This is a genomic window from Alkalicoccobacillus porphyridii (assembly GCF_007293315.1).
In the GTDB taxonomy this organism is placed as follows: Bacteria; Bacillota; Bacilli; order Bacillales; family Bacillaceae_D; genus Alkalicoccobacillus; species Alkalicoccobacillus porphyridii.
Genome location: NZ_VLXZ01000008.1, coordinates 133,668 through 148,143 on the forward strand (window position 1 = coordinate 133,668; position 14,476 = coordinate 148,143).

11 protein-coding genes are annotated in these 14,476 nt (G+C 43.0%); 9 read left to right on the plus strand and 2 right to left on the minus strand.

The window, feature by feature from the left end:
• The first annotated feature begins 135 nt into the window (after positions 1 to 135).
• From FN960_RS13830 to FN960_RS13855, 6 genes are read left to right on the plus strand one after another with little or no spacing between them, the layout of a single operon-like run.
• Positions 136 to 2,283, plus strand: coding sequence for a (Fe-S)-binding protein (locus FN960_RS13830; protein WP_143849319.1), 2,148 nt, complete (start codon positions 136 to 138; stop codon positions 2,281 to 2,283).
• A gap of 21 nt (positions 2,284 to 2,304) precedes the next feature.
• Entirely contained in the window at positions 2,305 to 4,704 is a 2,400-nt protein-coding gene (locus tag FN960_RS13835; protein WP_143849320.1) for a 3-hydroxyacyl-CoA dehydrogenase/enoyl-CoA hydratase family protein, read from the plus strand.
• An 18-nt stretch (positions 4,705 to 4,722) separates the two neighbouring features.
• The gene (locus FN960_RS13840; RefSeq protein ID WP_143849321.1) at positions 4,723 to 5,904 is read left to right on the plus strand and encodes an acetyl-CoA C-acyltransferase; all 1,182 of its coding nucleotides are present in this window, start codon (positions 4,723 to 4,725) and stop codon (positions 5,902 to 5,904) included.
• Positions 5,905 to 5,926: 22 nt separating this feature from the next.
• Positions 5,927 to 7,693: an acyl-CoA dehydrogenase FadE gene (locus FN960_RS13845; RefSeq protein ID WP_143849322.1), complete on the plus strand. Its 1,767-nt coding sequence runs from the start codon at positions 5,927 to 5,929 to the stop codon at positions 7,691 to 7,693.
• Between the two features lie 34 nt (positions 7,694 to 7,727).
• Positions 7,728 to 9,407 (plus strand): long-chain-fatty-acid--CoA ligase, encoded by a 1,680-nt coding sequence (locus FN960_RS13850; protein WP_143849323.1) that lies wholly within the window; start codon positions 7,728 to 7,730, stop codon positions 9,405 to 9,407.
• A gap of 23 nt (positions 9,408 to 9,430) precedes the next feature.
• Positions 9,431 to 9,847 carry a PaaI family thioesterase gene (locus tag FN960_RS13855; protein WP_260682009.1) on the plus strand — a complete coding sequence of 139 codons (417 nt, stop codon included), beginning with the start codon at positions 9,431 to 9,433 and terminating at the stop codon, positions 9,845 to 9,847.
• On the opposite strand, the gene FN960_RS13860 is transcribed toward FN960_RS13855, so the two are convergent.
• Positions 9,844 to 10,821, minus strand: a complete 978-nt coding sequence (locus FN960_RS13860) for an arsenic resistance protein (RefSeq protein ID WP_143849324.1) — start codon at positions 10,819 to 10,821, stop codon at positions 9,844 to 9,846. The genes FN960_RS13855 and FN960_RS13860 overlap by 4 nt on opposite strands.
• A gap of 65 nt (positions 10,822 to 10,886) precedes the next feature.
• Here FN960_RS13860 and FN960_RS13865 point away from each other — a divergent pair, with 65 nt between their 5' ends.
• Positions 10,887 to 11,174, plus strand: coding sequence for a hypothetical protein (locus tag FN960_RS13865; RefSeq protein WP_143849325.1), 288 nt, complete (start codon positions 10,887 to 10,889; stop codon positions 11,172 to 11,174).
• 69 nt (positions 11,175 to 11,243) lie between these two features.
• Positions 11,244 to 11,429, plus strand: coding sequence for a hypothetical protein (locus FN960_RS13870; RefSeq protein ID WP_143849326.1), 186 nt, complete (start codon positions 11,244 to 11,246; stop codon positions 11,427 to 11,429).
• A 5-nt stretch (positions 11,430 to 11,434) separates the two neighbouring features.
• Here FN960_RS13870 and FN960_RS13875 read toward each other — a convergent pair whose 3' ends face one another.
• Positions 11,435 to 12,346, minus strand: coding sequence for an AraC family transcriptional regulator (locus tag FN960_RS13875; protein ID WP_185971040.1), 912 nt, complete (start codon positions 12,344 to 12,346; stop codon positions 11,435 to 11,437).
• A 149-nt stretch (positions 12,347 to 12,495) separates the two neighbouring features.
• Here FN960_RS13875 and FN960_RS13880 point away from each other — a divergent pair, with 149 nt between their 5' ends.
• Entirely contained in the window at positions 12,496 to 14,415 is a 1,920-nt protein-coding gene (locus FN960_RS13880) for a glycoside hydrolase family 127 protein (protein WP_143849328.1), read from the plus strand.
• Positions 14,416 to 14,476: the final 61 nt, after the last annotated feature.

The window sequence follows — 14,476 nt, forward strand, 5'->3', positions numbered from 1 at the left end:
GAAAAGCCTGATGTTGTCAACAACAACAGAAGACGAATTATGTAGTCTTTTTGCAGATGGGAGGTAATATCTTGTTGAGAAGAGGATCTACGTAGAAAGGGTTTGCTTATTCCTGGATGAAAGGATGAGTTCTTGATGGGATGGCAGTGGATTCAATTTAGTGCATTTCTTATTGTAAGCGGTTTCAGCTTGTATATTTTTGCGATGATTTTGGTTAGTCGCTACCGAAACATAAAGCTAGGTCAGTCGACACCTATAGAAAATCAAACCAAAAAGCGCTTCGCCTCATTTAGTAAACAGGTTTTTGGACAGAGCAAATTGTTAAAGGATCCTAAAAGTGGCCTCATGCATTTGGTTGTTTTCTATGGATTTATCATTTTGCAATTTGGGGCGTTAGATATCATTGTGAAAGGCTTCGGTTACGAGGGTTTGCCAATACCAGGTTATGATGCGTTTGTGCTCATGCAGGAAGTAACAGTATTTCTTATTTTGCTTGCTGTTGGCTACGCTTATTGGAGAAGGTACGGTGAAAAGCTACCAAGATTAAAAAAAGGCTGGAAGCCAAGTATCGTCATTGTTCTCATTACCTCGTTAATGATATCGGTGCTCGGAACATTAGCCTTTGAGCGAATTCTTCATAATATTGAACCTTCATGGTATGCCCCAATTACATCCGTCTTAGCGGCACCTTTTACTCAAATGGGAGAGCTGTCAGCTACTATTTGGTTCTATAGTTTTTGGTGGGTTCACCTTTTGATTTTGCTAGCCTTTCTTATTTATATCCCACAGTCGAAGCATTTTCATCTGATTACAGCACCGATTAATATTTGGCTAGAAAAGACATCGTCTGTTGGGAAACTCCACACATTAGATTTAGAGGATGAAGAAGCAGAGTCCTTTGGTGTAGGAAAAATAGAGGATTTTACTCAGAAGCAAATGCTAGATTACTATGCCTGCGTTGAATGTGGTCGCTGTACGAATGTGTGCCCTGCCTCTAATACTGGAAAGCTCCTTTCACCGATGCACTTAATTACCAAGCTTCGTGATCATTTGACGGAGAAGGGCGCCGTAACCTCCAAGACTCCATGGACGCCGGCTTTTGCCTTTCCTGGTCCTGTTACGCATCAAGTACAAACGGTAGAAATGAATTCTACTGACTGGGGCCACGATACCATTACGAACATTCAACCTACAATGACAACACAAAAAGCGATGTGGCAGCCAACAGAAAAAAAGGTAGAAGAGCTTAATTTAATCGGCGATGTGATGACGGAAGAGGAGATTTGGGCGTGCACGACATGTCGTAATTGTGAGGATCAATGCCCGGTTGCCAATGAACATGTGGATAAGATTATTGATTTGCGTAGGCATTTAGTGCTGATGGAAGGAAGTGTTCCCTCAGACGGTCAGCGGGCGATGCAAAATATTGAGCGACAGGGGAATCCATGGGGAATTAATCGTCACAGCAGAGCAGACTGGACAGAAGAATCAGAACTAGAGAGCATTCCAACAGTGAAAGAGAACCCTGAATTTGACATTCTTTATTTTGTCGGTTCAATGGGTTCTTTTGATAACCGTAGTATTAAGGTTTCTCGCGCTTTAACGAGATTATTAAACAAAGCGAACGTAAACTTCGCCATTCTTGGAAATGAAGAGAAAAATTCAGGAGATACACCTAGACGAATGGGAAACGAGTTACTTTTTCAAGAGCTATGTAGAGAGAATATAGCCACCCTGCAGAAATATAACGTGAAACAAATTGTAACAGCTTGCCCACATACCTATAACACCCTAAAAAATGAATATCCAGAATTCGGACTAGAGAATGTTGAGGTTCTTCATCATACAGAGCTGCTGGATCAAATGGTTAAAGAAAAACGTCTGATTCCTCAGCATGTAGTGAATGAGCGAATTACCTACCATGATTCCTGTTACTTAGGGCGCTACAACAATGTTTACGACCAACCTCGAGATATCTTGAAGGCCATTCAAGGCGTGGAAGTCATTGAAATGGAGCGTAGTCGTGAAAATGGTATGTGCTGTGGTGCTGGAGGCGGCATGATGTGGATGGAGGAAGATGTGGGTAAGCGAGTGAATGTCGCTAGAACGGAGCAAGCATTAGCAGTTGAGCCAACGGTCATTAGCAGCGCCTGTCCATTCTGTTTAACAATGCTTGAGGATGGTACAAAGTCAAAAGAGGTTGAACAAGTAAAGGCGCGGGACATCGCGGAAATTCTTGAGGATGCGGTGTTTGGTCATTCGAATAAGCAATCAGCTATTTAACTGATGGGAGGTTGATCGTATATGAGTCAAACCATTCAACGTGCAGCTGTCATTGGATCAGGTGTAATGGGTGCCTCTATTGCTGCGCATTTGAGTAATGCAGGTATACCAACATTACTATTAGATCTTGTGCCAAAGGAGCTGACTGAAAAGGAAAAAGAGCGAGGTCTTGATGTAACGGATGTAAGCGTTCGTAATCGATTAGCTACTACGGCCATAGAGAAGCTGAAAAAGGTTAACCCAGCTCCCTTTTACGATAACAAAACGGCGGCTCTTATCACGCCTGGGAATATTGAAGACGATCTTGCTCGTATTAAAGAGGTAGACTGGGTGATTGAGGTAGTTGTCGAGAATCTAGCTATTAAACAATCACTCTATCAGCAAATTGAGCGTGTATGGGAGCCGGGCACGATTGTGAGCTCCAATACATCAGGTATCTCTATAAATGAGATGGTTTCTGAGTGTGGGGAGGAATTTAAAAGCCACTTCCTTGGAACTCACTTTTTTAATCCACCACGCTATATGAAGCTTTTAGAGGTCATCCCTGGTGAACATACAGAGCCAAGTGTTATCACTACAATGCAACAATTTTGTGAGAAGCAGCTCGGGAAAAAAGTTGTCATCGCAAAGGATACCCCCAACTTTATTGCCAACCGAATTGGTACTCACGGCATGCTTATCACTCTAGCCGAAATGCTGGATAAGGGATATACGATCGAAGAGGTAGATGCTGTAACAGGACCCGCGATGGGCAGACCGAGGAGTGCAACCTTTCGGACCCTTGACCTAGTTGGGATTGACACATTTTACTTCGTTTCAAACAATATGTACGAAAAGCTTTCAGACCCGGCAGAAAAGAAGTTATTTAAGGTTCCACAGCTACTTGAGGATGTAGTAGCCAATGGTTGGATTGGGGAAAAAGCAGGTCAGGGATTTTACAAAAAAGAAAAAACAAGCAAGGGGAAACAGATTCTATCGTTAAATCTCTCAACCTACGAATATGAAGAGCAATCAAAGCCTAAGGGAGCATCTCTTGACGCTTCAAAAGCGGCAAAGGGAGCAGCGAATAAGTTAAAAGCGTTGATGAACGGTAAGGATCAATATGCTGAGATGGCATGGAACATTTTAAAGCATACCCTAATTTATTCTGCAGAGAAGGTTGGCGAGATTGCAGACACCATTGTTGAAATAGATGAAGCGATGAAATGGGGCTTTAACTGGGAGCTTGGACCATTTGAGACATGGGATGCAATAGGTTTGAAATCTTCCGTTGATCGGATGGAGCAAGAGGGCTTACAGATTCCGGCTTGGGTCACTGAGTGGATAGAGAATGGAAACGAATCCTTCTACAACAAAGAGCAAGGAAGCGTGTTCTACTATTCAGATGGCGCGTTCAATCAACTGGAACAGCCTCCGGAAGAGATTAATCTGCACGCGCTAAAGGCGCAAAACAAAACCATCATCCAAAATAACGGAGCAAGTCTGATAGATCTTGGAGAGGGCGTTGCCTGTCTTGAATTCCATTCTCCCAACAATGCGATTGGTGCTGACATTTTAACGATGATTCAGCAATCAATGGATGAAGTGCGGAAGAATTTTAATGGGATGGTAATTGCCAATCAAGGACGGAACTTCTGTGTTGGAGCTAATATCATGATTCTACTGATGGAAGCGCAGGAGGAGGAATGGGATGAGGTAGATCAGATCATTCGAATGTTCCAACAAACCATGCTCTCACTTAAGCATTTTGAGAAGCCGGTTGTCGCTGCTCCACATCGCATGGCTCTTGGTGGAGGTGTGGAGGTCTGTCTACCTGCTGATCATATCACTGCATCGGCTGAAACCTACTTTGGTCTAGTAGAAGCAGGTGTTGGCTTGATTCCAGCTGGCGGAGGCTGTAAGGAGTATATGTTAAGGCTGAGCTCAGCGTTTGAGAAGACAGAGGTGGATATACAGCCTGAGGTCAATCGATTATTTGAGACCATTGCGACAGCGAAAGTGTCTACGAGCGCCGATGATGCTAAGCGTCTTGGTTATTTAAGAGCCTCAGATCAAGTGATCTTAAACGAATCCCATGTCATTTATGAAGCGAAGCAGGCGGCCTTGCGTTTAGCAACACAACCTGCATCAGCACATCATCACTCTTTCGACTTTCAGGTGCCAGGACGTGAAGGGAAGGCTGTTATGCAGCTGGGTGCCATGCAGATGCGTTTAGGAGGATATGCCTCAGATCATGATGTGGTCATTGCAAACAAATTGGCTCATGTCTTGGCAGGAGGAGATGTACCTCCAGGAACGTTGGTAAGCGAGCAATATATGCTCGACTTAGAGCGAGAAGCGTTTTTGAGTTTATGCGGGGAACCAAAAACCCAAGCAAGGATGCAGCACATGCTCACAACGGGAAAACCATTACGTAATTAAGAGAAGGGTGGGTTTCACTTGAAAGAAGCAGTGATTGTTTCAACAGCTAGGACAGCGGCTGGCAGAGCCAAAAAGGGAAGCCTCTCGGAGACACGAGTTGAGGACTTAGGCAAAGCGGTTCTGGATGCTGTAATCGAACGGGCACCAGGACTGAAGAAGGAAGAGGTAGAGGATGTCATCTTCGGCTGTGCCATGCCGGAGGGAGAGCAGGGGTTAAATATTGCGAGAATTATTTCGTTGTACAGTGGCTTTCCAGTCACCACACCTGCTTTAACGATCAATCGCTTTTGTTCATCTGGACTTCAGTCGATTGCTTTTGCCGCAGAGCGTATTATGCTTGGTCACTCAGACGTCATCATTGCGGGTGGAGTTGAGAGTATGAGCCATGTACCAATGAATGGGTTTAAGCTCTCTCCTCATCCAAAAATAGTTGAAGAAATGCCTGAAGCATATATGGGTATGGGCTTTACAGCTGAAGAGGTAGCGAGTCGATTTGAGGTCTCGCGTGAGGATCAGGATGCCTTTGCAGCGGCTAGCCATCAAAAAGCAGCAGCGGCTGTGCAAAAAGGAGCGTTCCAAGAAGAAATTGTTCCAGTTCATACCTCAAAAAGCGGCGTCTCAGAGAGTGGGGAACGCTGGGAAAAAAGCTTTGTGTTTGAGCAAGATGAAGGAATTCGTGAGCAAACCACAAGTGAGGTTCTTGCTCAATTGAAGCCAGCTTTTAAACGCGGAGGAACGGTAACGGCAGGAAACGCCTCACAAATGAGCGATGGGGCGGCCGCATGCGTGGTGATGAGTCGTGAAAAAGCCGAAGAGCTTGGTTTAAAACCACTCGCTACCTTTAAATCATTTGCAGTGGCTGGTGTGGAGCCTGAAATCATGGGGGTTGGTCCAATTAAAGCGATTCCGAAAGCTTTAAACCTGGCTGGTATTACTCAGGATGACATTGATCTGTTTGAAATCAATGAAGCCTTTGCTTCACAATGCATTCAAATTATTCGTGAGCTTGGAATTGATGAAGCAAAGGTTAATGTCAATGGGGGAGGCATTGCGTTAGGTCATCCTCTTGGCTGCACAGGAGCGAAGCTGACATCCACCTTGCTCTACGAATTACAACGTCGCGGCGGGGGCTACGGAGTCGTTTCCATGTGTATAGGTGGAGGTATGGGCGCAGCGGGAGTATTTGAGGTTCACGCATAATCATTCATTAGGAGGAATTCATATGTTAAAAACGGCAGCAGGCGGCAGCTTTATTATAGAAGATACAACAGAAGTTATGACGCCAGATCAATTGACAGATGAGCAACGAATGATTGCTGATACAACAAGGGATTTTATACAAGGGGAGGTTCTGCCCCATGATGAGCAGATTGAGAAGCTGGATTATGAGCTCACAGTCGATTTAATTCGAAAAGCAGGCGAGTTAGGTTTGTTAGGAGCAGATGTTCCCGAACAATATAACGGCTTAGAGCTAGATAAAGTCAGCTCCACCTTAATCAATGAAAAGCTAGCAAAAGCATCTTCCTTTGCGCTTTCAGTTGGAGCACATGTAGGAATTGGAACCCTACCCATTGTTTATTTTGGCACAGAGGAGCAAAAGCAACGTTACCTTCCAGATCTTGCAATAGGCACAAAGATTGCAGCCTATTGTTTAACGGAACCGTCTTCTGGATCAGATGCGCAAGGCGCAAAGGCCAATGCCGTCTTATCTGATGATAAAAGCTACTATACTCTGTCTGGTACAAAGCAATTTATTACAAATGCCGGCTTTGCAGATGTCTTTATTGTCTATGCAAAGGTTGAAGGCGAGCACTTCAGCACGTTTATTGTGGAGCGTGAGATGGAGGGCGTCAGTATTGGTCCGGAAGAAAAGAAAATGGGTATTAAGGGTTCCTCTACCTGTCCGCTTATTTTGGAGGATGTAAAGGTCCCTGCCGAAAATCTATTGTGGGAGGTGGGCAAAGGTCATCTGATTGCTTTTAACATTTTAAATATTGGACGATTTAAGCTTGCTGCTGGAAGTGTTGGAGCCGCAAAGGAAACGATTGAGCTTTCAGCAGAATATGCCAATGAGCGCACGCAGTTTGGAAGACCGATTTCATCATTTCCTCTTGTTGCAAAAAAGCTAGCTGAGATGAATGTAAAAACTTATCTATTAGAGAGTATGGTCTATCGTACGGCCGGTTTAATGGATGAAGCGATGCGAGAGATGGATAACAGCAAACCAGATGCTGGGGTGGTCGCCGCCAAGGCCATTGCTGAATATGCCATTGAGTGTTCAATTAACAAGGTCTTTAGCTCAGAAACACTTGATTCAATTGCCGATGAAGGGGTTCAGATTCATGGGGGCTATGGGTATATTCAAGAGTATAAAATTGAACGGATTTACCGTGATTCCCGAATCAACCGGATCTTTGAGGGAACCAATGAAATTAACCGTCTTCTCATACCGGGCACCCTGTTAAAGCGGGCAATGAAAGGTCAGCTTCCGCTTATGGAAAAGGCCCAGGCACTGCAGTCCGAACTGCTATCCATGGTGCCAGGAAGAAAGATTGAAGGGACGCTAGAACAAGAAGAGCACTTAATTGCGATGGCTAAGAAAATGTTCTTAATGGCTGGAGGTCAGGCTGTTCAGAAGTATCAAATGAAGCTAGAGCAGGAACAGGAGATCCTTAGCCACCTCGCTGATATGATGATCCAAATTTACGCTATCGAAGGCGCATTTGCTCGCACAAAGCAGTTGATTGAAAAAAGAGGCGAAGACAAAGCGACCATCGCTATTGCCATGACAGAAATTGCTGTACATGAGGCTTTTGAGAAAATCGAAGCTTGGGCCAAGGACATTCTTGCGACGATGGAGACAGGAGACATGCTGCGGACACAGCTATCTATTTTGAAGAAACTCGGAAGAAGAACACCGGTTAATCTGATCGCAAAAAAACGTCATATTGCTGAAAAAGTCGCGTACGCAAGTAAGTATGTCGTATAAGAGCTAACAATCACACCAAAAAGGGGTGCTGGTTATGCAGGACAGCGTCTGGCTGGAACATTATCCAGCTGAAGTACAACCAAGCTATGATTACCCTAAACAACATTTGGCACGATTTATGATTGATAGTGCAGAGAAGTACCCGGACCAGATCGCCATTCATTTCTTGGGAAAAAAGCTAACCTATAAGCAGTTATTGGATTCTACCTATCGAATGGCCAATAGCTTACTGACATTGGGCGTGCAAAAGGGGGATCGGGTAGCCATCATGCTACCCAATTGCCCTCAGGCAGTCATCTCTTATTACGGTGCACTATTAACTGGAGCCGTAGTTGTACAAACAAACCCTTTGTACACAGAAAGAGAATTAAAGCACCAGCTCACTGATTCAGGCTCGGAATATTTAATCACATTGGATATTTTATCAAAACGTGTAAATAACGTTTTACCTGAAACGGACGTCAAACACACCATCTTTACCTCAATTAAAGATTATTTACCTTTCCCGAAAAATGTATTGTATCCGCTTACACTTAGGAAGGATGGACTATCTACTCGAGTGGATTATTCAACAACCGCCCATTCCTTTAAGAGGTGCTTAATGGAGGCAGATACGAAGCCGGTTTTAGTTGAGGTAGATGCAGAGCGAGATCTTGCTTTGCTTCAATACACGGGAGGGACAACTGGACTTTCAAAAGGGGTTATGCTAACTCATTACAACTTGATTGCAAACACCTTGCAAACAAAAGAGTGGTCGTATCAAAGTACGGAAGGTGAGGAACGTTATTTAGCCGCTCTCCCGTTTTTCCATGTGTTCGGTATGACGGTCCTCATGAACCTAGCAATGAGGCAGGCGGGCATGCTGCTTCTATTGCCTAGATTTGAGGCGGAGACCACCTTAAAGCTTATCGATAAAATGAAACCAACCATTTTTCCAGGTGCACCTACCATGTATATTGCCTTGCTACACCATCCAAACATTCGTCAATATGATCTTTCTTCTATTAATATCTGTATCAGTGGGGCCGCACCACTTCCTGGCGAGGTTCAAGAGCAGTTTGAATCGATTACCGGTGGGAAGCTGACCGAGGGATATGGCTTAACAGAAGCCTCTCCTGTCACTCATGCGAATAATATATGGGGCAAACGAAAAATCGGCTCCATTGGCATCCCTTTTCCTAATACAGAAGCGAAGATCATAAACCCCTCTACCGAAGAGGAGCTGGAAATTGGAGAAGTCGGTGAATTACTGGTAAAAGGTCCACAGATCATGTCAGGCTACTGGAACGCTCCAGCGGAAACGGCAAGAGTTTTAAAGGATGGATGGCTGTACACGGGGGATATGGCTCAGGTGGATGAAGAAGGCTATTTTTATATAATGGATCGAAAAAAAGATATCATCATTGCTGGTGGGTTTAATATTTATCCTCGAGAAGTTGAGGAAGTTCTTTTTGAACATCCGGCCGTTATGGACGCGGTGGTAGCAGGGATCCCAGATGAGTATCGTGGTGAGACGGTTAAGGCCTTTTTAATTCTAAAGCAGGGTGTGCAAGTCGACATCGAGGAAGTCGACCAATTTTGTCGCGAAAGGCTTGCCGCCTATAAAGTCCCACGTAGCTTTGAAATACGCGACTCATTGCCGAAGACACTTATTGGAAAAACATTAAGACGTAAAGTGGTAGAAGAGGAATTAAATAAACAGAAGAAGGCGTAAGTAAGTTGGAAGGAGTGAGGGACATGGTAAAATCCTTATCCCTGAAGGAAGAAAGCTATTTAAAAAAGATGGCTGAAAAAGCCGAGCGTACGTTTTGGGGGTATGTTGGCTGTGAGGTAGTAGATGTGAGTAATCAATCAGTAGAAGTTAAACTAAAGGTTGAGCCTCACCACTTAAATCTTGCAGGAATTCTTCATGGTGGTGTTCATGCTACTCTACTCGATAGCGCAATGGGTCTTCACGCCATGATCATGTATCCAGAGGCCAAGATCGTGACCACCAATCTAAATATTCATTATGTCGCTCCTGTAGAAGAAGATGTCATTGTAAGGACCCAAATCGTTCATCAAACACAAACCGTTATTACCACGGAGGGGAAGCTGATGAACAGCAAGAATGAGCTGTGTGCATTAGCAACAGCCTCATTTAGGAAAGCCTAACTCTTTGGAGCATAGGCTTTTTTTTCATTCTTTTTCCTTGATCGAAGTAATATCTGCGCAATGAATGCTAGTACAGGCAGCTCGATAAGGGGGCCGATCACTAACGCTAGCGCAATTAAAGGTTGATCTGGAAAAGCAGTAATGACAATAGCCAGAGCTACGGGTGAATTGCGAGCAGTGATTGTAAATCGTAAGCTAACGGAATCCTCATAAGACATGTTTATCCACTGAGCCACAAGTTTTCCAACCCCAAAGTTAATGACGAAAAAAAGCAGAATGGGCAGAAGTAGAATATACATAACTTCCATATTTTCAAGCAAATACGTTCCTTGAGAAGCAAACATGGCAATGACAGCTAATGATAAGAAGATAATCTGAGCAGAAGAAAAGAACGGAAGTAGTTTCTTTTTAATAAAGGACTTTCTCTTCTTAAGAATGAATCTAGTAAGTACGGCTAAACCGAAAGGCAAAATAAAAACTATGACTAGACTTTCAGCTAATGTAGAAAGAGAGATCATTTCCATGGAACCAGCAAAAATGAGGAGGTAAACAGGCAGCAAAAGAACCTGTAGAACAAGATTTACTGGCAGAATAGATGTAGCCAGTGGAACATTTCCTTTGGCCATACCCGTAAATACTAGATACCAATCGGTGCACGGCGTTACCATTAATAAAATAAAACCAATCCATAAAGCAGGATGGTCAGAAAGAAAAATAGCGCCGATTGCCCATGCAAGGACTGGGGTCGACACAAAGTTGATAAAAGTACTGGCGCTAAAAAAGCGCACATGCTTAAAGGCTTCTTTTAGCTGGTGGAGTGGCACAGATAAAAATAATCCATACAGCATGACTAGTAAAAAAGGTAAGATAAAAGAAGAAGCATAGGCATTTACAGCGGCAATTTGACCAAGTGCAATGCCAATTACAACTGCCGCTAAAATAATGAGCGTTTGTAGTTTTTCAAGAATGTTCATATCTGACCGTCCTTATGTACTCTATTCATTAAGTATAACGTTTAATAAGGGGAGGGGGAAAATTGTTGGGAATAATTATTCACGTCAAAAATTTAGTATTATTTGCGATAATATCTGTTGTATGTTTCTTCTCCATTTTTAATGTAAGTGCCACGAATGAAGAACAGCCTACCATAGCTACAACTCTGTCTGCGTTTATGATCTATTACTTACTCTGGGCAGCATTCTATTATATTGATGTGAATGCTCGCAACTGGCTTGTTACCGTTCTTTCAGCGATAGGTTTTGTTATTTTATTTATAACATTATTTCCTCAATTGATATGGTTTCTTCATTATTTGATAAATGGTTGATAATGTAAGAGTTGTTGTAACCAATTCGTGTTGTAGCACGCACTATCTCAAATAGATAAAGGAGGTTCAATGATGCGAGAAGATAGATCCTGGGAAACCCATCCTAAAACAAGAGAAACAGTGGGTGAGGCTTTTGATAAAGGGGTTACTGGCAGATGGACAAGTCTCACACAGGGTGGATGCTTAACAAGACTTTTTACAATTATCATGATTGTCGGGATTCTCTTACTACTTACTTTTTGCACTCGTACGTAAACGTCTCATTCTTTTTCTAAGTCGGTAAGGTTCACTCGATAATAGGCTTTTCTAAATTCCGAGGGGGTCATTCCCTCGTTCTTTTTAAAAAGTCGCATAAAGTATTTCTCATCTTCTATACCGATAGCGTGAGAGATGCTACGAATGCTGTAGCGGGTTCGTGAAAGGAGATCCTTTGCTTTAGTCATTTTCACTAGGCTGAGATAGGATTGTAGTGACATCCCGATCTTGGATTTAAACTGACGGGAAAGATAGTTCGCATTATAGTTAAATTTCTGAGCTATCTCTGCGACAGAATAGGATTGGCCTGCATGAACATGCATCCATTCAATAATAGGTGTGAGGTTATGATCCGCAAGTTGCTCTTGTTGTTTTTGAGAGAACACTTCAATCGTCTGATTGGATAATTCAATTAAAAGCGAAGTCATGATATAACTCGCTGCTAAATATGTGTTAGAAACTCCTTTAGAAATGTCCAGAAGCTGGTTAAAAAGTATGGTGAGACGTTCAATTTTATGAGGCTCCGAGTAGGTTGGAATGTAAATAGTTGAACTAAATGTTTGGCTGGAAGGCTCTTGGATGGTTGTCCGCATCTGATCCAATACTTGCTTATTTGAAACATAGTTAGTGAGTTGATCATCCAAATAAAAATGGAACCAATAATAGGATAGTGGTTCCGTAGAATGATTCAGCCCGCGATGCTCCATCCCTTTTTTTAAAAGTAATGTGCTCCCGGGAAGTAGATGATAGGTTTGATTCTCTTGTGTGATGCTAAGTGCACCTTTCATACCTATTAATAAAACATAGCTATCTAGAGTGCGAGTAGGATGAAGAAACGGTTTAGTAGTCTCAACACGACCTGCTGATGAAAATTGGACGGGTTGAGTGGCTTGTACCATTAAATAATTTTGATTCATAATCATCCACCTCCCATGTTTACATATATCGTAAGCAACGTGTGCGAAAAAGTCCACCTATTGTATAAATTGAACTACCGACAAGCAAGACATAACCTGCTAATATTATTTGTAAGCGATTTCATAATTAGGTAGAGAGGGTGAATGAGATGAAGGTTCAACAAAAACATGATGTGAAGGTGACAGATCTATTTTGGAGTAGATATATTGATTTAGTGAAGGAGAAGGTGATTCCCTATCAATGGGAGGCTTTAAACGATCGTGTCGAAGGTGCTGCGCCGAGTCATGCCATAAAAAATTTTAAGATCGCTGCCGGCGAAGAGACAGGTGAGTTTCACGGCTTTGTGTTTCAGGATAGTGACTTGGCGAAATGGATTGAAGCGGTAGCCTACATCTTAAAAGAAAGACCCGACCCTGAACTTGAAGCGACCTGCGATGATGTCATTGCTCTAGTTAAAAGAGCCCAGCAGCCCGATGGCTATTTAAATACCTATTACACGATTAAAGAGCCGAATAAAAGATGGACAAATTTAAGGGATAATCATGAGCTATACGTAGGTGGTCATTTTATCGAAGCAGCTGTTGCATATTTTGAAGCCACTGGAAAACGCCAGCTTTTAGATGTAATGTGCCGGTTTGCAGATTATGTAGATTCAGTATTTGGCTATGGAGAGGATCAGCTGAGAGGATATGATGGGCATCAGGAAATAGAGCTTGCCTTGCTTAAGCTGTATCGAGTCACTAAAGAAGAACGTTACTTGAGGCTCAGTCAATTTTTTATTGATATTCGAGGGGAAGAGCCTCATTTCTTTGATCAAGAGGCTGTGAACCGTGGCGAAAAGCCTCACCGGTGGTATCGCAACAGCTACAGTTATTCACAATCTCATAAGCCTGTGCGAGAACAAGAGGTTGCAGCAGGTCACTCTGTAAGAGCCGTTTATATGTATACAGCCATGGCTGACTTAGCAAACGAGCTAGATGATGATGGGTTAAAGAAGACGTGTGAAACACTCTGGAAAAACGTGACTGAAAAACAAATGTACATTACCGCTGGGATAGGCTCAGCAGAATTTGGAGAGTCCTTTACCTCTGATTATGATCTGCCAAACGATTTGGCGTATACAGAAACGTGTGCGTCGATTGGGTTGGTATTTTGGGCGAAAAAGATGTTGGAGCTTGAGCCTAAAGGTAGCTATGCAGATGTCATAGAGCGTGCTATTTATAATGGGACGATTAGTGGGATTGAGCTCGATGGAACTAAGTTTTTTTATGTGAATCCACTGGAGGTCTGGCCAAATCAAGCTGCCCATCGCCACGACTATAAGCACGTAAAATCAGAACGTCAACCATGGTTTGGATGTGCCTGCTGTCCACCCAATATTGCGCGTATGATTGCTTCAATTGGACAATATGTGTACTCGGTAAAAGATCAGATCGGATTTGTCCACCTGTATATTGGAAGTCAAACGACCTTAGAGCTTGATGAGCAAAAAGTTAGAATCCAACAAGAATCTGAATTTCCTTGGCATGGAAGTGTATCCTTCAAGATAGATCCAGAGCACTCGTTTTCCGGCACCCTTGCTTTTCGTATACCTGGTTGGGCTCACACGTTTAATATGTCCATTAATGGAGAAGAACTATCCACTCAGCTAGTAGACGGGTATGCCTACGTGACACGTACCTGGGAGAAGGCGGATGAACTAAAGCTATCCATTCCAATGGACGTTAACATCCTACATCCACACCCTAAGCTAAGAGCTAATGCAGGAAAGGTTGCATTGCAGCGTGGTCCCGTTGTTTATTGTTTAGAGGAGGTAGATAACAGTGCTGGTTTATCAAGCTTGGCTATCAAAGATGACCAGGTAATTGAGCATAGTTTTGATCAAAGTACGCTTGGTGGTGTCGTTGTATTGAAAGGAAAAGCGAGAAGAACGGAGAATCTAACCAATGCTCTTTATGTTTCAAATAATGAGCTAGTGACTAAAGAGGTTGATTTTAAAGCGATCCCTTATTATGCATGGGCAAATCGTGGCATAGGTGAAATGGCGGTTTGGAATCGTAAAGCGTAAGAGTCGGAAAGAGTGACCACTTCTGAATGAAGGAGTGGTTTTTTTTGGTTAAAATAAAGAA